Genomic DNA, 23,083 nt, shown 5'->3' with positions numbered 1-23,083 from the left:
TCTTCATGTATCAAGAGCACGCCGCCCGGTTTGCAAGCGGGGCATGTGCAGTACGTCTCACCCTCAGCTTTAGCTGCCTCGGACTGCTTCTTCATCTCTGCAGCCTTCTCCTCGCCGAACATTTTCTTCGCAGCATCCGAGTCCATGAATGCAATGGTCTGGTCGATGGTGTTGACGTCCTGCTTCAGTTCCTCAAGAAGCTTCTTCGTTACAGCCATAAGCTCGTCCGTGTCGCATTTTGCGAGCCATTCCTCAGCAACTGGCTTAAGCTCTTTGCAGCAGGACGGTGCATCAACGATTTCTTTTACAAGACCTTTCATCCAATCTTTTACATCCGGTGTCATTCCATTCATCCTCCTAAATATATATTATGTTTGCATTGCTCGCGTTTTTCTTTGTATTTGTATTATACCATTTTTCAATTCAACCTGTGCACGGAAACTGTCACTCTTTCACGTTGCTCCGCAAATATTTTACAGCAGAAAGCCCTGCTTCCGCTCCCTGATAAACAGCCTTTGCAATCTGCAGAAGTCCTCCCGTGCAGTCGCCTGCCGCAAAGACCCCCGGTATATTCGTCGCCATGTGCGTATCGACCTTAATATTGTTTCCGTCCAGCATGAGTCCCATGGTGCGTGCAATAGAACTGCTGCCCGCAGTACCGATAGCAATGAACACGCCGTCGACCTCAAGCGTTTTTCCGTCTTCAAAAAGCACTCCGCTTACTTTTCCGTTTCCTTCCACCGCCTCGAGCTTTTTCGTTATAACTTCAAGACCGTCAGGCGCTGACTCCGGCACGTCTTCTCCGTCTGTCAGCAGCGCCACCGTTTCAGCATGCGGCAGAAGAACCGATGCTTCATGCAGTGCATAATCTCCCGCTCCTATGACCGCGACTTTTTTCTTTCTATAAAAGAATGCATCACACACGGCACAGTAGCTGACACCATGACCTTCCAGCTCTGTTATGCCTTTCAGCTTCGGCGTCACTCTCGCAGCACCTGCCGCAAGGATAACGGCTTTTGCTTCTATGCTTCCGTTTTTCGTTTCAGCGATAAAACCATTCAAAGTATCGTTCATGCGGACAGAAAGCAGTTCTGTCTCTTCCAGATGGACTCCAAGGCGTTTTGCGTTTGCAATTCCGTTTTTCAGAAGCTCTTCCCCTCTTATCGGCTCCGCAAATCCGTAATAATTCTCTATTTTCTCGGCTTTGCCAAGAGCGCTCATGCCGTTTGAAACAACGACGGTGTCTGCTCCCGCACGCACCGCGTAAAGTGCCGCTGATATGCCCGCAGGCCCCGCGCCCATTATTAAAATATCTTTAACCAGCTTTTTCAATGTTCTCACCTCATGGACGTATTATAACGCCGAAAGCCTAATTTCTCCGTGATTTTGTCACATTCATGACGCCCGATATATCAAGGAATTTCTATATAATTTTGCTTAACAGAAAAACATTTACGCAAAAAGTCCAGTATAGACTATTGCAACAAATGTCCACTTACTGTATACTAAACAAGGTCATTATTTAATTTTTCTCAAAGGGAGAGGTTTCTATTGTTAGGTTCTTTTGGTAGATGGTATCAGGAGACGGCTCTGATAAAACTCATCGCCGTCGGACTTATAATCGGTATTGCAATCGCAGTCGGCGTTCCACAGGCTGTCCCTGCAGTCAAGATTTTTGGTGATTTATTCGTAAAGGCGCTCAAGGGCGTTGCTCCTATTCTTGTTTTCGTCCTTGTCATGAATGCTATGGCGCAGAAAAACGCAGACGCAAGCGACTCCATGAAGCCGATTGTCACGCTTTATGTTATCGGCACATTCCTTGCTTCTCTCGTTGCGGTTTCTGCTTCCTTCCTTTTCCCGACGGAGCTCAAACTCCAGATTGCGGACGCTAAGATTACTCCGCCGTCCGGCATTGTCGAGGTTCTTCACAATGTTATCATGAACATCGTTGACAATCCGATTCATGCTCTTACAAACGCTAACTACATCGGTATTCTTGCATGGGCAGTACTGCTGGGTGTTGCTCTGCACAGTGCTGATGATGATACTAAATCCGTCCTCAAGGACGTTGCGGCAGCAGTTACAAAGGTAGTTCAGTGGGTAATCCGTTTCGCTCCTTTCGGTATCATGGGTCTTGTCGCTGATGCAATCGGCACAAGCGGTCTTGATGCGCTTCTCGGATATGCGAAGCTTCTGGTTGTCCTTTTGGGCGCATTCTTCTTTGTTGCTCTTGTAATGAACCCGCTTCTCGTGTTCTTCAAGCTGCACCGCAATCCGTATCCTCTTGTTCTTGCTACGCTCCGTGAAAGCGGAATCTATGCTTTCTTTACGCGCAGCTCCGCGGCTAACATTCCTGTCAACATGACACTTTGCAGACGCCTCGGTCTGAACCCGGATACATACTCGATTTCCATTCCGCTTGGTGCTACTATCAACATGGCTGGCGCGGCAATCACTATTGCTGTTCTGTCTCTGGCTGCTGCTCACACACTGGGCATTCATGTTGATATGCCGACGGCGCTTCTGCTCTGCATCATCTCCACTGTAGGTGCTTGCGGTGCTTCCGGTGTCGCAGGCGGTTCACTTCTTCTGATTCCTGTTGCGTGCTCTTCCTTCGGTATCAGCAATGATATCGCAATGCAGGTTGTCGGCGTCGGTTTCATCATCGGCGTTCTGCAGGACTCCTGCGAAACAGCGCTCAACAGCTCCAGTGACGTTCTGTTCACGGCTACTGCCGAGTTCGCAGAACGTGCCAAGAACGGCTCCCTTACAGCCGAGGATATGATTCCGAAGGCGAGAGCATAAAATCCATAACGAAGGACCCCCGTTGCGCGAACAACGGGGGTCCTTCTTTTGTCTTTTTCCGCCATGCTGTTATAAAAGCATTCCCCTTTAAGGGAGTCGGTATGCCAGTGGCATATCGGCTGGGGACCGCGTCAGCGGTGGATGAGGTACACAGCGAGCTATCACTATTTAGCCTACATAGTGGCATTTTGGGTGTACACCTCATCCGAGCCCTACGGGCCCACCTTCTCCTAAAGGAGAAGGCAAGGATATTTGGTTCTTAAATCTTTCCTCTTTTATGGTTGCTCAGCTTGTCCAGAAGCTTCATCTTCATTTCGTAATACGCAGGCGTCATATCAAGATAGTGACGGTGCGGATTTTCGAAGCGCTGCTCCTCCTGCCAGATTTCATTTTCAAGCTGATCTTTTACGTACTGCTGAATTTCTTTAAGACCCGGCAGCTCCGCGCAGCGCTTGCCGTCCTTCATGACGAGCTGCTGAAGCGGTTTCGCCGTAAATCCGTCAAAGGAGCGTTCCTTCCACGGCTGCTCCGGGTCTATGTAGCGGTAAGCTTTCGTGAAATCAACCGTTTCTTCGGCGTTTGCCAGCATATCCGCGACGGCCTGTCCCTTTTCGTCATAAATGCGGTAGACCTGTTTCCTGCCGGGATTTGTGATTTTTTCCACCGCTTCAGAGATTTTCATGCGCGGTTCAAATCTGCCATCCTGCTCCACGGCGGAGATTTTATAAACAGCACCGAATACAGGATCGCTCATTGATGTTATAAGTCTTTCGCCTACGCCGAAGCTGTCAATACGGCCGCCCTGGGCAAGAATGGACGAAATTGTGTATTCGTCCAGAGAGTTCGATACGATAATCTTGCAGTCTTCAAGCCCTGCTTCATCAAGCATCGTACGGATACGTTTTGAGAGGTACGCAAGGTCTCCGGAGTCGATGCGGATTCCCTTGAGTCGTTTTCCCATGGGCTCAAGGACTTCCTTTGCTGTGCGGATTGCATTGGGCACGCCCGAATGAAGAACGTCATATGTATCCAAAAGAAGAACCGTGTTATCAGGATAGCACTCCGCGTATTTACGGAAGGCTGTAAACTCGCTTCCGTAGTACATTACCCAGCTGTGGGCCATTGTCCCGCTGACAGGTATGCCGAACTGCTGTCCCGCAAGGACTGTGGCCGTGCCCACTGCACCGCCTATAAATGCGGCACGCGCGCCATAGACCGCAGCGTCCATGTTATGAGCGCGTCTTGCCCCGAAATCCGATACCGCCCGGCCCTGCGCCGCCTGTACGATACGGTTCGTCTTTGTAGCAATCAGCGACTGATGGTTGACCTGCGCAAGAATAGCCGTCTCAACGAGCTGCGCGTCGATAAGAGGCGCGACCACCGTGATGCACGGCTCATTCGGATACATGACAGTACCCTCAGGGAATGCGTAAACATCTCCGTGAAAACGGAAATTTTCAAGATACTGAAGAAATTCCTCCGGGAACTGGTTCAGTGAACGAAAATATTCAACGTCCTCTGCACTGAAATGCAGATTCTCCACATACTCAATTACCTGCTCCAGACCTGCAAATATAGAATATCCGCCGCCATCAGGATTTTTACGTGTGAACACGTCAAAAACTACTTTGCGCGGATTTTTTTCGTTCTGAAAATAGCCGTTAGCCATTGTCATCTCATAAAAATCCATCACCATAGTGATGTTGCGTTCAGCATGTTGTGCCATATCCATTCCTCCAGCTTTGCAGAGGCCGCACCCATACATGGGGGTGTATGACTCTGTGTGTTTTTACAAGGTTAGCACTATGCCACTGTCTTGTCAATGACAACAATATATATTTAGCCTTACTTCTGTCGAGGAATTTTTTCGTCAGGCAAGGAAAAACGCTCGACGGCGCAGCATCAACGCTACGTCGAGAGCATTTTGACACAGCATGACGGAAAAAGAACCGACAGCACGGCTTTCAGCACTTTCTTACTCCCCTGAAGTCAAAACACGGAACATACTTCTTTGATGCCGTTTTTCCCTCCTGCACGTAGCAGTGCTCTATGCCAAGTTCTGCCGCATGGTCTGTGACCGAATCATACTCAAATGTTGTGAGTGTGCGGTTGATTTCCTTATAATCCTTCGCATGGTAAAGGGGTGTGTACTGGTTCATCAGTGACAGCAGGACATTGTCCCCGAAGGTTTCCCAAAGCCAGTCGATAATACGCATGCTTTCTTTTCTGCGGCCCGGCAAAACAAGATGACGCACCAGAACGCCTCTCTGCATTACACCCTCGGCGTCAAGCTTCGGCGCGCCTGTCTGCTGCACCATGGCCCGGAGCGCCTTTTCCGCATTTTCAAAATAATCCTCCGCGTGGGAATAACGGGCAGCGCTTTCCTTATCAATGTACTTCATATCAGGAAGATACACATCTACAAACCCGTCAAGGGCATCAATAAGCTCCTCCGTCTCATATCCGCCGGAGTTCCAGACAACGGGAACCGCGAGTCCGTTTCTCTTTGCAATCCGCAGGGCTTCAGCAATCTGCGGCGCATAATGTGTAGGTGTCACAAGGTCAAGGGTTGCCGCTCCCCGTTCCTGCTGCTCCAAAAAAATCTCGGCAAGGCGCGGCACCTCTACGGCAATTCCCTTTCCCTCACTTGATATTTCCGAGTTCTGGCAGAATACGCAGCGCAGACTGCAGTGTGAAAAGAAAACCGTTCCTGCACCGTTTTTCCCTGCAATACACGGTTCTTCCCACGGGTGAAGGGAAACAAGGGCAATATCAACTTTCTCTCCAACTGCTCCGCAATAGCCGCGCTCCCCTGCCAGACGATTTACTCCGCAGGCACGGGGGCAGAGAGTGCAGTGCGCGAGCTCATTTATTTTAAGTTCCATCATTCTCTTCCTACTAATTTCGATTCGTCCAGAATCGGGCCGTATTTCGCACGGTACCATGAGATGCTGCGTATGGCGTTGATATAATCCTGCATAGCTTCTTCATTTATAGAGGGCGGCGTGCTCCTGCCGTCAAAGCTCTCAGGTACAAGCGGTACAGTGTCCGCTTTTCCTATGGCGTCCGCAGTAACCCAAAGCATATAATTGACACCTTTTGTGTTTTTCGTGAGACTCTGCCCAAGCGCGTGATATTTAAAGCCCTTCGGCGCGATAAGCTCAATAATTGTCGGCATGACATCAATCTGACTGCCTGCCGCCTGCTCAGGCAGCATGTACTGGCGAACGCCCTTGCCCGTTATTATGAAAGGCACGGTAAATCTTTCATAGGTGGACGGCGTTTTTTGGATATTGTATCTGTCAGCATGGTCTCCGATAATGACAAAGAGACTGTCGGGGTATTTCTTTTTTGCTTCCTTTATAAACTTGGCAAGCTCCCTGTCAGCATACCAGTAATGGCCAAGCTCACGCAGAAGCTCCTCGTCGTCCTGAGATTTTTTCGGCAGAGCCTTTCGTACGGACTCCTTGTCAAAGCCCTTCTTTTCCAGGTCAATGCCATAGGGAGAATGGTTCGACACGTTCAAAATAACGTGCAGTCCCTGCTCATCAGGTTTTATCCTTTTCAAAATCTCCGCGTAAAGGTATTCGTCATCAACACCCCAAACGCTTCTGGAAACATCTCCGAAATCGCCCTCGCTGTAGAAGCGGTCGTAGCCCTGTGCCTTTACAAAAGCACCTATACGCTCCCACGACGCGGGGCCGGCATACCAAAATTCCGTTGTATAGCCAAGCTCCTTGAACTGTGGCGCAGGCGCCGTGGAATAAGGCCCTGCAAAGGCCTCCGGCATAGTCGTCAGATAGAGATTCGCGTCCGCGAGTCCGGTCGTAATACCCGTGACCGCCGATACCGTAGCGCCGCCGTTTGGCAGGAATGAGCTGCAGTAGGCACTGTTTGCGCCATTAATAATTTCACGCATACCGTCCGCGATATGCAGGCTCTCATACTTCGAAAGAATCGGCCAGTTGGCGAAGCTCTCTCCTATGATTACGAAAATATGCTTCGGCGGTGTTTCAAGCTTGCTGCCCTGTGCCGTGCGGGTAAGGTAAACGTCCAAATCGTCCGTATCCGCAGGGCGGTTTGCGAGCTTTGCCGCAAGTCTTTTAACCTCATCAGTTGTAAAATCAAGCCCGTTGCAGGCAAGGAGTCTGTGGTTCATGGTGTAGCCGCGGTAAACTGCCTGAGCGTCGTCAAGCACCGCTTCATTTAAAAACGGGTCTTTTGTAATTCCCGCGTTTTCCCAGTCAACGGCAGTCTCCCAGCCGAGACTTCCTCCGAAAATCGAAAGCTGTACCAGAAGATATATCACCAACGCCGTGATTCCACGGCTTATCCAAAGTGCCGAACCGCCCAAAGACGGCAGAGGAAGCTCCCACTCTATAAAGGCGCATGTTACCTTCCACAGTACAAACGCCAACAGGCAGGCTCCGGCGAAACGGAGGGGCAGATTAAACTCCGCGACCAGCGACAGAAAGAGCGCCCACATATCATCATTTCCCGTGTTGAACAGGAGCTGATTATAACCCGAATGAAACTGCTGATAGTACGGAAAACGCCCGACGAATCCGACGGATAAAATCAGAAGCCCGACTCCGTGAAGGAACCTGAGCACATACTTTGCCGCAGTCTTGGAGACAAACGCCAAAAGCACCGGCAGAGCAAACACCGCAAGGGTAAAGCCTCCAGCAGTCTGCATACTGAGGCGGAACCCTCGCCACAGGGCCGTCAGGACATCACCCGTTCCCGTTTCCGGCAGCATATAATCCGTCATTCCTGCTATAAATAAAATACGAAAAAGAGAAAGGACCAAAACGTATACTAAATATACCTTCAGCCCCCGCTCTGCTTCCAAAAATAAATTTTCTCCCGGCTGGCGGAAAACCCCGCCTTCCGCATGCTGGTCAATCCGCACGCTTTTTCTTCCCCCTTTTTGAATCCGGTGTACTGACACCAAAAGTTTATCTATGGTAAACCTTGATTTAAGACATTATCATTGTGCCGATACACCAGTTTCCATTTTAACGTATGGGAAGAAACTTTGGCAAGAAAAAAGCGGTGACGCTTTCGCGCCACCGCTGTGAAATCTGTACCCGATGCTAACAGGTGCCAAGACTCCCCCTGAATAAGTTTAACCTTATCAGAATTTGAATCTCTGGAGTGCAAGCTGCAAATCCTGTGCCAGCTGAGCAAGAGCATCGCTTGCAGATGCAATCTCCTCTGCCGATGCGGACTGCTCTTCCGTAGATGCGGACACCGTCTGCATCTGGTCGGAAACCTTCTTTGCCCCGTCATCAATAGCATTCATTTCCTGAGCAATGCCCTCAGCCTGCTGTGCTACACCTGCAACAGCACGGGACATAGTCTCAACCTTATTGGAAACCTCATCGATGTTGTTCTTGATGCTGTCAAATACATCGCGGAGTCCTTCAACGGACTGAGCGCCCTCGATAACAGCCGTACGGCCTTCCTGCATGGACGCAACCGCACTGGTTGTATCGTTCTGGATTGTACCAATCAAATCAGCAATCTGCTGTGCTGCAGTCTGGGACTGCTCAGCAAGCTTTCTGACTTCCTCGGCTACGACTGCAAAGCCGCGGCCATGCTCGCCTGCACGGGCTGCCTCGATAGCAGCGTTGAGTGCCAGGAGGTTTGTCTGACCTGCGATACCGGAAATCGTATCAACGATAGTACCGATTTCTTTGGAGCGCTCGCCGAGTTTATCAACGATAGCAGCCGTATCGGTAACTGTTGTTTCAACATTTTTAATCTGCACAACAGAGGAATCGATAGCACCGCGGCCGTTTGCAGCTTCTTCTGCAGCCGATGCGGAATTTCTTGCAACGAGCTCTGCCTGATTGCGCATTTCGTCAACAGATGCGGAAATCATGGAAACCTTTTCGTTACCGCCGTCAACAGCTGTCTGCTGATCGCTTACGACGTTTGCGGCGTCGGATACGGATTCGGCAACCTGCATGGAAACCTTTGCGGTCTGGGAGGAGTTCGCTGTGAGCTCTTCGGAGGAAGCCGCAATCTGTTCGCTGGACTCAGCAATACGACGCATAAATTTATTGAGAGATTCACGCATTCCTGTCAAAGCGCGGAGAGCATCACCGAACTCATCGCCACGGTCAATATCTCTCTTCTCCATACGGAAATCGCCGTCTTTGAGCTTGACGCAGTCAGCAATCATATCATTGAGCGGGCTGGTAATAGCCTTGATGAGCATAACGCCCAGGATAACCAGAATGACAACGGCAACAACTGTGATTACAACCATGGACATGATTGCGCCGCGGTTTTCGGACTGATTCTCGTTGTTGATTTTTGCGGCATTTTCTTCCGCAACCTTCAGAAGGTTGTTCAGCTTATCACGCAAATCCGCCGTTTCTTTCTTTGCGGTGCGATTGTATTCTGCAAGAGCGTCCTGGGACTGTCCTGTTGCTGCAATGGACATAACAGTTTCCATGGACTTGCGGTAGCGGTCCCAGTTAGCCTTGGCTTCTTTTACAGGGCCCTGCATTTCCGGAAGCTTGTTAGCGATAGCTTCGTACTCTGCCCAGTCTTTCTCATATTTTGCAATCTGCTTTTTCGCGCCTGAGATAACCTCTGTAGCACGCGGAGGATCAGCGATTGCCTGGTACGTTCTTACCTGAATGACTCGCATTGCGTCAATCTCATCGCCCAGAATTCGAATGGCTTGCAGCTTTTGGGAATACATAACTTCCATTCCGTCTCCGGCCTTGGAGAGTGACGACCAGCCGCGGAATCCGATGATTGCCATTCCAAGGAAAGCAATCAGAACCAGCAGCAGGATTTTGTACGCCACCTTTACATTGTTCATTCCTTTTACCCCCTCTTACATGAACCCAATATTCCGCTATACCGCTCTTAACCGATATCCAATCATTCGGACTCAGAGAATAAAACACACACACGTGTATAGCTATACCTAAGCTTATTATAGTTATAATTTTGCGACATTTTCAATACCACCTTTTTCCCATAAAGTCCCGATATTTTTCTCGCAAAAATTCATTTTTCATATTTTTATATAGGTCATTTTTCCTGCATATGATTTTTTCTTCCTATGTCCGTACAGTTTCCGCACGATAAAAGGATTTTTAAGTTTTTTGTCGAATTTCTAAAGATGTTGGGCAAATCCACCTATTGCCTGCCGAATTATGATATACTCATTCAGAAAACATACTTTGCGTATAAGATTATGCTGTTTATCATGACCGCACAGAGGAAAGGAGTATTGCTTTGCTTGCTACATTCCCTTCATATACAGATGCTTTGAAAATATTTCATGACTCAGCTCCCTCAGAGGAGCTGAAAATACGTGCGCTGCACCTCTCCTACGTTATGCGTGCCTTTGCAGGCATGCGCGGGCACGATGAGCTTGCAGACGGTTGGGCGGCAGCAGGGCTTCTCTATCATGCGGAAGCAGAAGGTATTCTGTCCCCGGAGGCAGTCATAGCCGCAGGAGCAAATGAAGGCTTTATTCATCTTCTTTCATTAAAAGAACTGCCTGCCATGCCCGCATCGCCAACGGTATCCCAGGAGCTCGCCTGCCTTCTCCCTACCGCGGCGGCGCTTGTTCTGCTCATCACCGAAACCATGCGCTCGCAGAATACCTCCCCGAAGAATCTCAAGGTCTCCGCGATTCAAAAGCGCTTTTTGGACAAGTCCTTCAGGCCTGAAATAAACCGTCAGCTCATCAGAAACGGTACGCAGCAGCTCCACTGGGAAATAGGAAATTTCACCTCAAAAGCTATTGCTGCAATACGCGACAGCGAAACCGCAGTCAAGGCTGATAAAAAGCAATAAAAAAGCAGAAAAATCCGCGGCAAATGCCGCGGATTTTTAATATTCACGCTCAACAAGCGCACTTTCCAATGATGCTTCGCTGATATGCGACTGCTTTTTATATTTTCTCGAACGGCGTTCCCATTCAAGAGCCTGTGACTCGCTTTCCTGCTTGCGCATGTAATAGGCAAGGAATTCACAGAGTCTCGCCAGATAGTTGCAGGTAGTGCCATAGTGAAGGTGTACGTCCCAGAGATTGCGGTTATTCGCCAGCGACAGCGCCCTATCAAATGTGATACGCGCAAGCTGCCATGCCTCCTGACGCAGGGGCGACATAGGCGGCTCGGACTGATATATTGCCCACTGGCAGTCGCCCGCCTTTGCCACGGCGCTGAACTGTTTTTCGTAGAATCGTATATCGGGGTTAAGCTCTTCGAACTGCTCCGCTTCCTTTACCGCGCATTCATACGCTTCCTCATACTCGCCTTTCTTCCAGTGCATGAGGCCGATAAGCCCGAAGCTGCTTCCTACCTGCTGCGGAGTCTGAGCATAGCCGAGGGAGGAATGAGCATAATGCATAGCCTCCACTGCATTGTCGCGGTCAAGAGCGCTGGCGAGCTGAAAAAGGACATTCCATCTGTCGTTTTTGTCTCCCGCTCTGTCCAATGCCGCCTTGTAATAAGCGTATGACAGAATCTTATCAGCGTCCGACTGCTGCTCTGCCAGTGTCAGAAGTGTATCCACGGACTCATACAGCATACTGCGGTCATATTCAATCAGGGAAAGATCAAAGGACGGCTCAGGTCTCTTTGGAAGCTCCGGCGCAACGCGGACTCCTGGCTCAGGCTCTTCATAAAACCAGTAAAATCTCGCAAGATATGCCATTCCTGCTATAACCGCCAAAACCGTCACCGATGTCATTGTTGTCGTTCCGCTGTCATCTCCGAAGGAACCTGATACGAGCATAAAAAACATAATCAGGATTGCCGCAGCCAGACATACCGCTATAATTTTATACGTTTCCTTGGGCAGCTCCTTTATCGTCGTCGCCCTCACCCCACAGTCTGCTTCAAAATTTCTTTCAATAAATATACAACAATAACATATTCGCCGTAAAGTCTGAAAATCCTCTTAAAAGACAGCAAAAAGCACCCCTTTCGGAGCGCTTTTTGCGGATATAGAATATAGAGAGATTTTTGCGAACCCTTTATGGATTCGCAAAGAGAGAACCCATCATCATGCCTGGATAGGCTTGTCCTGCAGAGCGTCAAAGCCTTCCTCGCCCGTACGGATTTTTACGACGTTGTCCACCGAAGAAATGAAGATCTTGCCGTCGCCGTAGTGACCTGTGTAAAGAACCTTTTTAGCAACCGCGATGATTTTTTCAGGCGGAATCGCGGATACAACAATATCAATCTGGAGCTTGGGCAGAAGTCTGGAAGCAACCTCAGCACCACGATAAAGCTCCGTATGGCCTTTCTGTATGCCATAGCCCAGCACCTGTGTAACCGTCATGCCCGTAATGCCGATTGCCTCAAGAGCAGTCTTGAGATTTTCAAAACGCTCGCGGGAGGTTATTATCGAAACACAGGATATCGGGTGAGCGCCTTCAGGCAGCGCGGCCTTCGCTATTCCGGCAGACGGCGCAGCCACAGCAGTCTCTACAGCCGGGGCAACAGGCGCGCCGACCGGAGCAGGAGCCGATGTGGAACCCGGCAGCTCAGGAACAGGCATGAAGTCCGCATAAGCAGAAGCAAGACCGTGTTCCTCGAAATCAAGACCTGCGATTTCTTCCTTCGGTGTAACACGAAGGCCCATAGTAGCTTTCAGAATACCGAATACAACCGTGATTGCGATACCGACATACGCGATAACACTGACAACACCAAGCGTCTGAATGAGGAGGAACTGCGGATTGCCCGTGTAGAAGAATCCGTCCTTTACCGCAAACAAGCCTGTAAGAATAGTACCGAGAGCGCCGCATACACCGTGAACGGAAACAGCGCCGACAGGATCGTCGATTTTCAGCTTCTGGTCGATAAATTCAACAGCGAAGATTACAACGGCACCGGCCAAAACACCGATAATACATGCACCGGGAACGCTTACGAGATCGCAGCCTGCCGTGATTGCAACAAGACCTGCAAGAGCACCGTTCAGCGTCATGGAAACATCAGGCTTGCCGTAACGAATCCATGTAATAGCCATTACAGTAGCTGTAGCCGCGGAAGCAGCCATATTCGTCGTAACAAAAATCGTTGCTGCAGAAATAAGGGTTTCATCACCTGTCATGGATACCGTGGAGCATCCGTTGAATCCGAACCATGCAAACCAGAGGATGAAAACACCGAGAGCAGCAAGCGTCAGGCTGTGGCCCGGAATAGCGTTTACCGTGCCGTCCTCGTTGTACTTGCCGATTCGCGGTCCAATCATTTTTGCACCTACGAGAGCGCAGATACCGCCGACCATGTGTACCGCAGTGGAGCCTGCGAAATCATGGAACCCGAGATTTGCAAGCCAGCCGCCGCCCCAAATCCAGTGACCGGAAACAGGATAAATCAAAAGACTGATAAGAATGCTGTAAACGCAGTATGTCGAGAATTTAGTACGTTCTGCCATAGCACCCGATACAATCGTGGCTGCCGTAGCACAGAAAACAGTCTGGAAAATAACATATGCCATTGAAGGATAGCCCGTACCCTTCTCAACGTCCCAGGTTGAAATAAACAGGTCCGGCATGCCGATAATACCGCCGATATCCGTTCCAAACATAAGTCCAAAACCAAAAACCCAAAAGACAATCGTTCCAAGAGAAAAATCCAGGAAATTTTTCATGACAATGTTTCCTGCGTTTTTCGCACGGGTAAGTCCCGTCTCAACCATTGCAAATCCCGGCTGCATGAAGAACACCAATGCAGCACCCAGCAGTACCCATATAGTATCTGCCGAACTATATACTCCATTCATGATTGCTCATCTCCTCTGTGTATCGGCTGCACCCTTGCAGCTTCCCGAAAAACAGAAAACGCCGGCGCGCGGAAACCCCGCGGCCGACGTCATTGTCGTTTCATACACACAATATTTATTCGACTGAAGTGTCTGCAGCTCACTTCGAATCTATGCGTATAGAATAATCTTTCGTCAACACTATGTCAATATGTTATAGCAAATTTTTTCCAAAAATTTTTATATTTAATTTTCCCCTAAAAATCAAGGGTTTCGAAACGGCTGCGAATTCATAGGGATATTTTCCTACATGATTATTGTCTAAAATTCATCTTATAACACTACATATTGTTAATATTTCGGCAAATTCACACAATTTGTGCCACAAAAAACATGTTGGCCGATAGTCTTATAAAACTTTCAAAAACTCATTGAAAATCAAATGATAATGATGTATACTTAGTGTAGAAAAATCTATTGGATTTTTACGAAACACGGTATACATGCAAGACCCGCAAAGGATTGCGCAGCCCGAAAAAAGGAGGTTTTCATCATGGGTATCTCAGGAATCTCCGGCGCTGCCAACTTCGGCACCAGCCGGTTCCAACAAATCAATCGTCAAATTGATAAGCTCGGACAGGAAAAAACCGCGATGTATTCAGATCGCGCTGCTTCTTATTCGCGTGTATCCAACTTTGGTACAGAAACCAAGATTGGTTCGAGTAAGTTCCGTCAGGGACTCAAAGTGACAAACAGCCTCGGCGAGCAGAAAACGTCGGAGGCTATGAAGACGGCAAAGGATATTGCTTCACCCGAACGTATCGGCACAAGCAAATTCCAGCGCGGTCTCGACACAACTATTTCTTTGGGCGATCAGAAGACGTCCGAAGCAATGAAGGCAGCGAAGAATTTCGCCGACCCAAGCAGATTAGGTACGAGCAGATTCCAGCGCGGACTGGAAACAACAAATACGCTGGGCGAACAGAAAACGTCCATGTATATGCAGCGTGCCCGTTCCTACACTGAAGTATCTAACTTCGGTACCGAAACGAAGCTCGGCTCCAGCAAATTCCAGCAGAATCTCAAAAAGCTGGATGCCATGGGCGCAGAAAATGTCCGCTCCGGTATGACGAAGGCCCGTTCCTTCACGAAGGTTTCCAACTTCGGCAATGAAACAAAACTGGGCTCCAGCGCATTCCAGAAGGTAAACGCCACTATCATGAACCATGCAAAACAGGCTTATCAGGCAGCAAAAAGCGCGCCTAAAGCATCGACTCTTGATATCGGCGCGTAACATTCTCCTACAATCCTGCCGGTCATTTGACCGGCAGGTATTTTTTTGCGCAAAAATAAAAGACCGCCAAAGCAGTATGGATGCTTTGGCAGTCAGTGTATGGCTATATATCAGTATGTACCGTATTTGCCCGATGCTAACGGGCGCTAAGCTGCCGCCATTACAGCGGCAGGCAAGCACCCGTAAAGCCCTGGATAAATTAGACTAAGCCCGCCGGTCGCAAACGCTCCTATCAGGCAAGTCCTATTTTATCGTGGTTATATACGTCCCAGTCCTTGAGTTTTTTCAGCTCAACGATGCTGTCATCAATATCCTCAAGAAGCTGCGCCTTGTCCTGAGGCAGTGTTGCCGCAAGAGGAACATAGTTTGAAATATGGTTGCTTCGGAAAATGCATTCATCCGTTTCAGGAAGCTCAACATTTTCGATAATCATGCGCAGCTCTTCCATGAGACCTGCCGGAGGCAGCGGGTTGAACTCGCCGCGCTCGAACTGGTCTTTAAGCTCGCTTCCGCGGTAAAGCATCAGGCAGATAGCTCCGAGCATGGTCGGTTTAATCTCGGAAATAGCCTTAGCCGTCGCGAGAGCATGACGCTTGGAACCTTCACGGCCCGCAAGGCCGAGAATAATCATCATGGAAAGCTTCATTCCGGCCGCTTTTACGCGCTTGCCGACCTCGATGGACTCTTCTCCGTCAACGCCTTTGTTAACAGCCTTGAGCGTTTCGGAATCTCCGCTCTCCATTCCATAATAGAGAAGTTCAAGTCCCGCTTCACGCAGTTGGCGGAGCTCCTCTACAGATTTACGGAGAACGTCCTTCGGTGCGGCATAAGATGCGCAGCGCTCGAAATTCGGAAATGTATCACGGAGCTTTTTAAGTATTGCCAGCAGACGGTCAGTCGAAAGAACAAGTGCGTCTCCGTCTGCGAGGAACACGCGGCGTACCCCGCGCGCGTTGAATTTTGCTGCCAGCTCGATCTGCCGGTCAACCTCTTCCTCGGTAAGAACCTGGAACTGAACTCCTTCATACATATTGCAGTATTTGCATTTATTGTGTGCACAGCCTCGTGTCACACGCAGGATGAAACTGCGTGCCTCACTTGGCGGACGAAAAACAGGTGTATCATAGTTATCGAAGAACAAGGGGCTTCATCCTCTCTTTTATATTATTTGTATTTATTGTAGCACACTTCATCTATAAAAATCAATAATGTTTCTTCTTAGAAACAATTGAAAATTCTTTTCAGATAAAATTGAGAATTAACATGTAGAATACAAATAGTTGATAAACACAATCATTTTTGATGGAGGCGATTTTCTTGAACATTCCTGAAAAAATCAACGAATTGAAACATACGCTTCCGCATTTTTCGGAAGCCCCATTGAAAGGCATGATGAGCATGAGCATACGGCTGATGACCGCTGCAGTTCTTTTCACCGCGGCTGTATGCCTGCCCTTCCAGCCCCCGCGCATATATTCAGATGCAGAGGAAAATCTCCTGCTGGCATCGGCCTACTCGGTAGAAACCGACAAGAGAACCATGCAGCCAATATTCCTGCGTGAAAGCGCGGCAGCGTTTCTCGCGGTGCTGCTTCTTCTGCGCGCCGCCAAGGCAGAGCCGTTCCTCACCGGAGCTCTCCGTAAAGCCGCAGGAGGTGTCTACAGCCTCTGCGGTCTCGACAACCGTCTGAAATCGCGCCGCAGTCTTGCCCGCAAGATAACCGATGATGCCGAAGAGGACAATGTCTCTCTTAAAGAGGCCGCCGACGGCATCTCTGATGCTCTCAGATATACAGTGGTCAGTGACGAAAAGCATTACGGAAGCATGGTCCGCGACGTGCTCACGTCCCTTCAGAAGCAGGGCGTGCGCATCCTGAAATTCCGCAACGCGTGGGGCGGAAAATTCTATCAGGGCATCAACGTAAAGCTTGAAACACCTGACGGTATGAAGGCTGAGCTGCAGCTTCACACGCCCCAGTCCTTCGACATTAAGGAGCGTTCACATATCTTCTACGAAATACGCCGCAGTACCACGGCCACCGCAAAGGAAATCAAGCAGGCGGTCATTGACAGCATTGCAATAAACAAGCTTGTCCGCATGCCGGCAGGTGCCATGAATATCACCTGCCCGGCTGTATGACATACACACCCCTCTTTCCCCCTAAAAGACGGAGATGCTAATGCATCTCCGTCTTTTTATTTATTATTCTCTTATCCTCGGATGTATGGTGAGCTTATACGTTCCCTCCATATCATACATATCTATGGGGTCCATGGTGAGATGTCCTTCCTTTACCCTCAGCTTTGGCGTCTGCACCGTCAGCCCATAGAACTCAATTCTTGCATTCCAGAAATGCAGGTCCTTGTATTCGCTTCGGAATACTCCGCTCAGCCGTTTGAAGGGAATCCATTTGTATGTTCCTTTGCCCGAAACGAACTCTCCTTTGACCACGGTTTTCCTCGGATTGGAATCTCCCTCAACCACAATATCAAGCTCCACAAGACAATTCAAACCCGATTTTTTCAGGCCCTCCGAGGCTTTCAGCTCCGACCCGTGCCCACGTATCAGGTATGTCCGCGTATCAAAATCGTATTCGCCGTCCGCAACCAGCCTTCCCCCGAATACAGTTGCTTCTACTCTGTCAAATAAGAGCTTTCCTTCTTCCAGATGGATTATCCCGTTTATATCGTAAAAATCAAAGCCCGGGATATGAAGCTCCTTCATATGCACAGTTCCTGAGCTGTCAGGATCGCTTATCGGGCCGTCGAAATGAGTATTCAGCGTCATACGGTCGTTTACATTCATGCCGAAGCCCAGAGATGAGGGCTTTACCTCATTGAACCGCACACTCATGTCACACAGCGGTACGGGCTTTTCCGTGAAGTCAATGTAACCGTCAATGGCCATGCCCGAGCCTACCATTGTGCCGCCGAAGGTTCCTGTGGAAAAATCTATATCCACAGTTTTGTTGGTATCAATATCCATTTTAATATCAACATTACTCAGCAGATAATGCTGCCCCTTGGCGAAAAGCTCCATTTTGCATTTGTTAAAGTCCAGCTTCAGCTTCAGATGAGTACCGCTGGATTCAAAGTTTCTGAACTGCTTTTCCAGCCTGCTTCTGCTTTCCCGCCGCTCTACTTCTCCCCGCCGCTTGCGCTCTTCCGGAGTGTAGGTTTTAACCTTCTGCTCCCAGCCTTCTTCGAGCTTTTTCTGTTCACCAAGCTCTTCAAGAGCCTCCGACTGCTTCAGAAAGTCGACCTTCATATTCTCGTCAAGCTTAACGCAGAATACGGCATTATTAAGTGTCAGCTCCTGCAGTGTCGTAGATTTGATGTTCTTCGTGAAAACGTCCCATACCCTTACATGAAAATCCCCGCTCGGGACAAGCATAATAGGCTCTCCCGTAGGATCTAGCCATTCGAGATTTTCAAAGTACACGTGTCCGTTGATATGTGCCGTAATAGTCTCGACACGGATTGTGCCCCGCAGCAGAGTCTGCTTTTCCATTTCCGCATTGAAAATATATGCCGCGCCACGGCTGAGCATCTGCAAAATACCCAAAACCGCCAGCAGAACGATAACAACCGTGCCCAGCGAGTATTTATACGCTTTCTTATGTGATTTTACGTTCTCCCATATACGCATGGCGCCCTACCCCCACCGAAGGCTTCAGCGAAACAGCAAATTAACAAGAATTGTAAGCACAATACTCAATATAACACTTGTTGCCAGCGGAAAAGAAAAGGACGTATTCCCGCTCTGCCAGTGAAAATCTCCCGGAAGATTTCCCAGCGGCAGGATTTTTCCGCCAAAATGAACGAGCGCGCCGATAAGAAAAAGCGCCCCGCCCAGCACCATCATAGTACGTCCGAAATCATGAAACATCGTTTCACCACCGTTTCCCCAATCAGGTAAACTTATCTTTCATTCTCCAGTATTTTTTCCATTATGCGAAGCGCAAGCTGATAGCAGTCCTCCACGTATCTTTTTCCAAGCTCTACGGTCATGGCGTAGCCCACACATGCCGCCGTTGCCTGTCCAACAAAGGGAACGTACTTGGAGAAATTTTTTCCCAGGAAGTTTACCGCTTCCTTCTCAAGGAAATTCTTTACGCTCTCCTTCGCCATCAGCGCGAAAACATTGCGTGCCGCGGGCACTATGATTTTATATTTCTGCAGCTTAGATTCCGTTTCACTGTCTATGCCGAAGGATTCGCGTACGTCCGAAAGCATCTTCCACATTACGCCCACATCAACGCTGATATCCAGTCCCGGCACAGGGTTCAGTCCGTTCAGCGCCCCTGCAATGGCATAGTTTTTCACATTAACAAGAGCGTCTCTCCGCTTATCCTCAAGGTCTTTAAGCGTAGTGGCGCGGAAGTTCCGCAGGAACTTGGATTTTTTCGCCCCCGGTATGTCTGCGTTCTTTATGGCTTCCTTGAGCTCGTCTATGCCCTCGGGATTACGGGCGCAGGAGGTAAAGTAAACAGGCACTGTCTCTCCCATCTTGCCGCAGACGTCAGCTACTACCTCCTCTTTAAGCTCATCAAGAGTTTTTTCCTCGTCCCACAGTGAATCCACAAAGTTGCGCACGATAAAGAGCGGCTGACGGTGCCCGGCGTGTTTATCCGCCCAGATTTTAAGGCTCTGGAACATTCTTGTATCCGAATCGTGCAGCTTTCCGGCAAACACGAAAATATACAGGTCGTAATTCTGCGGCTGGAATTTTTCTACCCATTCATCAAACGGAAACCGTGACGTGCCGTAGCCCGGCAGGTCGACTATATAGAGCTTGTCCAGCTTTGCCTCGTCGGCCTCCACCGTAGTATCCGTATGGACTCCCGTCTCGAAAATCTTCTTTCCCATTATGCGGTTGATGAGACTTGATTTGCCGGCTCCCGGCTGCCCGATAAGGGCGATGCGCATTTCCTCATCTATATCTTTTTTTGCCTGATTCAGGTTGTTCAAAATCTCCTCTGTCAGCGCCATCTCTGTATCCTCCTCACATCAGCAAAAGCCGTGTATCCTTTTCCCATTCCTTTACCTGCTCCCGCATGAGTGCGTCCATTATTTTTTCGGCCGCCTCCTCGCAGTCGTTCACATACTCCGCCCCCGCGTACTCGCAGAGTCTGTAGCCTATTCCCGCTGCCACCGCGGTTCCGATAAGCGGGACATATTTGGATATTTTCTGCATAAACACCTTGCCCGCGCTGTTTTTCAAAAGCAGCATGAGTCCGTTCTTCGTTGCAAGGTTCAGTATCTGCCGAACTATTGGCATAACAGAGTATCTGGACAGATCCTTGTCTCCGATATGGTATGCCTTTCGGATATCGCTGAACATATCCATATATACCGCCATGTCCACCCCGATATCCAGCCCGGGAATCGGGTTTGCTCCGTTCAGGCCTGCAGCCACCTTATGCCCGTCAATTGCCTGACGTGCCCGTTTTCGGCATATTTCAAGCTTATCGTAGCACTTTTTGTAGAAATGGCTCTCCACACGGTCATGCCAAAGGCTTCTGTAGTCCATAACACGGAAGGCCTCCGAAAGAGCCGTCAGCCCTGTCTTATAACGACAGTCCACAAAATACAGAGGAGCGTCCTTCTCCGTCATATTGAGATGCGCATATACGTCCTCACGCACACGGTCAAGATCTTCATCTTCAAGCTCCTCACCGTGATTGCGCACCAAAAACACGGGACGCGGGCGGTCAAGATTCTCCGCGTATCCCTTCAAATCCTCCAGCATGCGCGCGTCGTCGCCTGTCAGCTTTCCGCTGAACACGAACACAAAAACATCATACTGTTCGGGCCTGAACTGCTCCTTCCAGTCCTGAAAACGGAACATGTCCGTGCCGTAGCCCGGCAGGTCGACAAGACGGTGGAAGGAATAGCTGTACTCGGCCGCCTCTCTCGTAATATCCGTGCCCTGTCCCGTCGCGGCAGCCTTATGCCCCAGCAGTGCGTTGATAATGCTGGACTTTCCGGCTCCGGGCTGTCCCACAAAGGCAATTTTCGCATAGGCATTTTCCTCGGAGGAAAGCTCCTGCAAAATCATCTTAAATTCTTTTTCAAGACTCATACAGCCGTCACCGCCTTTTCCATGCATCTGTTTATACCTATACTAGCATGAAAGCCGTTCTTTCTCAATAAGCACAGGTTCTGCAAAATGCACATACAAAAACAACGGCAATGCATGCAGCACCGCCGTTGTTCATATCATTGCATAATTCCCCGCTTCTTCTCGACCATATCAATAAACACAGAAAGCCAGTCGCTTATAAGGGGCAGATTCATATCTATCACGCGGCTGAGCAAAATGAGGACAATGGCAAAAATCACTGTCGAGCCCACGGCCATTCCGAGACCGCGCAGGATTCCCGTCAGAATGTTGTAGAAAAGGAACCGCTTCCAGTCGTTGCGGAGCCACAATACATTATTGAGCGCCTCAATGAGCTCATTCATCTCTGTTGTTGCAGAAGCAAGCTGCTTTTTCAGGTCATCGACCGACAAGTCCGCATGCTCTTCTTTTTTGTTCCTCCATTTGAGCACAGACATCTTTCCTCCGCCTTTCCGTCAACTCTGCTTCTGCTGCATGACCTCTGCCAGCGTATCCATCATGACCTTAACATCAACAGGCTTCGCAATATGCCCGTCCATTCCCACGGAAAGAGCCTGCTCGATATCTTCCTTAAAAGCGTTCGCCGTCATTGCCACTATTGGTATAGCGGATTTGACCGGGTCTGACAGGGCGCGTATTTCCTTCGTCGCCTGATACCCGTCCATATTAGGCATCTGAATATCCATCAAAATAAGGTCGTAATATCCCGGCTCTGCCTTTGTCAGCTTGTTGATACAGATAACGCCGTCCTCAGCAAGCTCTACCTTAAAGCCCTTATCCTCAAGAATCGTTATGGCTATCTCAGCGTTGATTTCGTTATCTTCCGCCAAAAGAATACGTTTTCCGCGGAAAATATCCGTATTCACAGCCTCTTTTTTCCTCTTCTGCTTTGTTACCTTCGGTGTCTCCGCAATACGGTGAGGTATACGGATAATAAATGTCGTCCCTTTTCCCATCTCGCTGGAAACATCGATAGTTCCCCTCATAAGCTTCACAAGCTCATGAACAATATGCAGTCCAAGCCCCGTCCCCAGTATACCGCTCTGAGTCGTTGTCTTTTCCCGGGAAAAAGCATCAAAAAGATGCGGCAGGAATTCCTTCGGAATGCCGATTCCCGTATCGGAAACCTTCATCTCATAAACAGGCATTCCGCCAACCTTGAAATCAAGCTCACGGACGCTGAGCATAACGCTTCCGCCCTTAAGGGTATATTTGTACGCGTTGCTAATAAGATTAAGCACTACCTCGCGCATCTTTGTGGCATCCATCCATATAAACGGGTGCTTTATATCAAATGAATGCTTGAACTCAAGTCCTTTTTCCTCCATCTGGCTCTCAAACACGGCGCAGATTTCCTGAATGACCGCCACCGAGTCTGTCGGCGTCTCGTCCAGCGTAACCTCGCCGCTTTCAATGCGCGCCATCTCAAGCACATTATTTATGAGGGAAAGCATGAACTCATTTGACGACTGTATCTTTTTGATGTAATCGAGCGCCGTTTCCCTGTCGTCCAAGTGTTCCTGAAGAAGATTCGTAAAACCGATGATGGCATTCATCGGCGTACGGATATCATGGGACATATTAAAGAGGAACCTGGACTTTGCCTTGTTTGCCTCATCGGCAGCCTCACGGGCCGCGTTCAACTCAGCCTGTTTACGCTGCTCCTCGCGCATTACCGCATCAATGGTCTGGAATCCGCATGCAAAATGAACATTTCCCTCGGCATCCTTCAGATGCGCGTATGTAAGCATAAGATAATGGCGTGTCCCTGCAGTCTTTATCAGCGTGAACTTGAGCTGGAAATTTTTACCTTCCTCGATATGCGAAAGAAGATAATCCAGCGAGGTTTCAATACGTATTCTTTCACGATCCTCCGGGGCCACGAAGAAGTCGATGTATTCTTTTACGCTTTCCTCATAGAGACGCCCGTCAAAAATTCTCGTCAGTCTGTCGCGTCCTGCAGTGGTGACATTATTTTCAATCAGGGAAATTCTGTGTTCAACAGGGTTGATATAAAGAAGCACGTCGTACTGGGTTGAAAGCGCGTCAATAAGGCGCTGCTTCAGCTGCAGCACCTCTTCAAATTTATGCTCCTTGCGGTTCTGA

General features: G+C 49.2%; 19 protein-coding genes. 4 read left to right on the top strand and 15 right to left on the bottom strand.

Features of this window, described 5'->3' with window-relative positions; genetic code table 11:
• Together ACY69O_RS03470 and ACY69O_RS03465 are read right to left on the bottom strand one after the other, a co-directional pair.
• Positions 1 to 344 (bottom strand): hypothetical protein (locus ACY69O_RS03470; RefSeq protein ID WP_462332079.1); only part of this gene is annotated, 344 nt, incomplete at its 3' end.
• 100 nt (positions 345 to 444) lie between these two features.
• Complete coding sequence (locus tag ACY69O_RS03465; RefSeq protein ID WP_462332078.1) at positions 445 to 1,332, bottom strand: NAD(P)/FAD-dependent oxidoreductase; 888 nt, start codon at positions 1,330 to 1,332, stop codon at positions 445 to 447.
• A gap of 219 nt (positions 1,333 to 1,551) precedes the next feature.
• On the opposite strand from ACY69O_RS03465, the gene sstT reads away from it, so the two are divergent.
• A complete protein-coding gene (sstT, locus tag ACY69O_RS03460; RefSeq protein WP_462332077.1) occupies positions 1,552 to 2,805 on the top strand; it encodes a serine/threonine transporter SstT in 1,254 nt (417 codons plus the stop codon).
• Positions 2,806 to 3,064: 259 nt separating this feature from the next.
• Here sstT and ACY69O_RS03455 read toward each other — a convergent pair whose 3' ends face one another.
• The 4 genes from ACY69O_RS03455 to ACY69O_RS03440 all read right to left on the bottom strand — a co-directional run bounded on the left by ACY69O_RS03455 (position 3,065) and on the right by ACY69O_RS03440 (position 9,646).
• Positions 3,065 to 4,531, bottom strand: coding sequence for a nicotinate phosphoribosyltransferase (locus ACY69O_RS03455; RefSeq protein ID WP_462332076.1), 1,467 nt, complete (start codon positions 4,529 to 4,531; stop codon positions 3,065 to 3,067).
• A 238-nt stretch (positions 4,532 to 4,769) separates the two neighbouring features.
• On the bottom strand, positions 4,770 to 5,690 hold the full coding sequence (locus tag ACY69O_RS03450) for a radical SAM protein (protein ID WP_462332075.1): 921 nt from the start codon (positions 5,688 to 5,690) through the stop codon (positions 4,770 to 4,772).
• Entirely contained in the window at positions 5,690 to 7,717 is a 2,028-nt protein-coding gene (locus ACY69O_RS03445; protein WP_462332074.1) for an LTA synthase family protein, read from the bottom strand. The genes ACY69O_RS03450 and ACY69O_RS03445 overlap by 1 nt, the downstream gene beginning before the upstream one ends.
• Before the next feature lie 225 nt (positions 7,718 to 7,942).
• The gene (locus tag ACY69O_RS03440) at positions 7,943 to 9,646 is read right to left on the bottom strand and encodes a methyl-accepting chemotaxis protein (protein ID WP_462332073.1); all 1,704 of its coding nucleotides are present in this window, start codon (positions 9,644 to 9,646) and stop codon (positions 7,943 to 7,945) included.
• Between the two features lie 422 nt (positions 9,647 to 10,068).
• On the opposite strand from ACY69O_RS03440, the gene ACY69O_RS03435 reads away from it, so the two are divergent.
• Entirely contained in the window at positions 10,069 to 10,635 is a 567-nt protein-coding gene (locus ACY69O_RS03435; protein ID WP_462332072.1) for a hypothetical protein, read from the top strand.
• Between the two features lie 36 nt (positions 10,636 to 10,671).
• On the opposite strand, the gene ACY69O_RS03430 is transcribed toward ACY69O_RS03435, so the two are convergent.
• Both ACY69O_RS03430 and ACY69O_RS03425 read right to left on the bottom strand, forming a co-directional pair.
• Positions 10,672 to 11,670: a hypothetical protein gene (locus ACY69O_RS03430; RefSeq protein WP_462332071.1), complete on the bottom strand. Its 999-nt coding sequence runs from the start codon at positions 11,668 to 11,670 to the stop codon at positions 10,672 to 10,674.
• A gap of 180 nt (positions 11,671 to 11,850) precedes the next feature.
• Positions 11,851 to 13,581, bottom strand: a complete 1,731-nt coding sequence (locus ACY69O_RS03425) for an ammonium transporter (protein ID WP_462332070.1) — start codon at positions 13,579 to 13,581, stop codon at positions 11,851 to 11,853.
• A gap of 532 nt (positions 13,582 to 14,113) precedes the next feature.
• Here ACY69O_RS03425 and ACY69O_RS03420 point away from each other — a divergent pair.
• Positions 14,114 to 14,854, top strand: coding sequence for a hypothetical protein (locus ACY69O_RS03420; protein ID WP_462332069.1), 741 nt, complete (start codon positions 14,114 to 14,116; stop codon positions 14,852 to 14,854).
• A 232-nt stretch (positions 14,855 to 15,086) separates the two neighbouring features.
• On the opposite strand, the gene ACY69O_RS03415 is transcribed toward ACY69O_RS03420, so the two are convergent.
• A complete protein-coding gene (locus ACY69O_RS03415; RefSeq protein ID WP_462332068.1) occupies positions 15,087 to 15,995 on the bottom strand; it encodes a radical SAM protein in 909 nt (302 codons plus the stop codon).
• Positions 15,996 to 16,171: 176 nt separating this feature from the next.
• On the opposite strand from ACY69O_RS03415, the gene ACY69O_RS03410 reads away from it, so the two are divergent.
• Positions 16,172 to 16,993 carry a hypothetical protein gene (locus ACY69O_RS03410; RefSeq protein ID WP_462332067.1) on the top strand — a complete coding sequence of 274 codons (822 nt, stop codon included), beginning with the start codon at positions 16,172 to 16,174 and terminating at the stop codon, positions 16,991 to 16,993.
• Between the two features lie 63 nt (positions 16,994 to 17,056).
• On the opposite strand, the gene ACY69O_RS03405 is transcribed toward ACY69O_RS03410, so the two are convergent.
• The 6 genes from ACY69O_RS03405 to ACY69O_RS03380 all read right to left on the bottom strand — a co-directional run.
• Entirely contained in the window at positions 17,057 to 18,502 is a 1,446-nt protein-coding gene (locus ACY69O_RS03405; protein WP_462332066.1) for an AsmA family protein, read from the bottom strand.
• Between the two features lie 24 nt (positions 18,503 to 18,526).
• Positions 18,527 to 18,742 (bottom strand): DUF2905 domain-containing protein, encoded by a 216-nt coding sequence (locus ACY69O_RS03400; protein ID WP_462332065.1) that lies wholly within the window; start codon positions 18,740 to 18,742, stop codon positions 18,527 to 18,529.
• A 32-nt stretch (positions 18,743 to 18,774) separates the two neighbouring features.
• The gene (locus ACY69O_RS03395; protein ID WP_462332064.1) at positions 18,775 to 19,845 is read right to left on the bottom strand and encodes a GTPase; all 1,071 of its coding nucleotides are present in this window, start codon (positions 19,843 to 19,845) and stop codon (positions 18,775 to 18,777) included.
• Positions 19,846 to 19,858: 13 nt separating this feature from the next.
• Positions 19,859 to 20,938 carry a GTPase gene (locus tag ACY69O_RS03390; protein WP_462332063.1) on the bottom strand — a complete coding sequence of 360 codons (1,080 nt, stop codon included), beginning with the start codon at positions 20,936 to 20,938 and terminating at the stop codon, positions 19,859 to 19,861.
• A gap of 137 nt (positions 20,939 to 21,075) precedes the next feature.
• The gene (locus ACY69O_RS03385) at positions 21,076 to 21,414 is read right to left on the bottom strand and encodes a DUF5665 domain-containing protein (protein WP_462332062.1); all 339 of its coding nucleotides are present in this window, start codon (positions 21,412 to 21,414) and stop codon (positions 21,076 to 21,078) included.
• A gap of 18 nt (positions 21,415 to 21,432) precedes the next feature.
• Positions 21,433 to 23,083 (bottom strand): ATP-binding protein (locus ACY69O_RS03380; RefSeq protein WP_462332061.1); only part of this gene is annotated, 1,651 nt, incomplete at its 5' end.

It is taken from the genome of Schwartzia sp. (in: firmicutes) (assembly GCF_978017985.1).
Note: the sequence above shows the minus strand (reverse complement) of the source record. Positions and strands in the feature narration are given on the sequence as shown.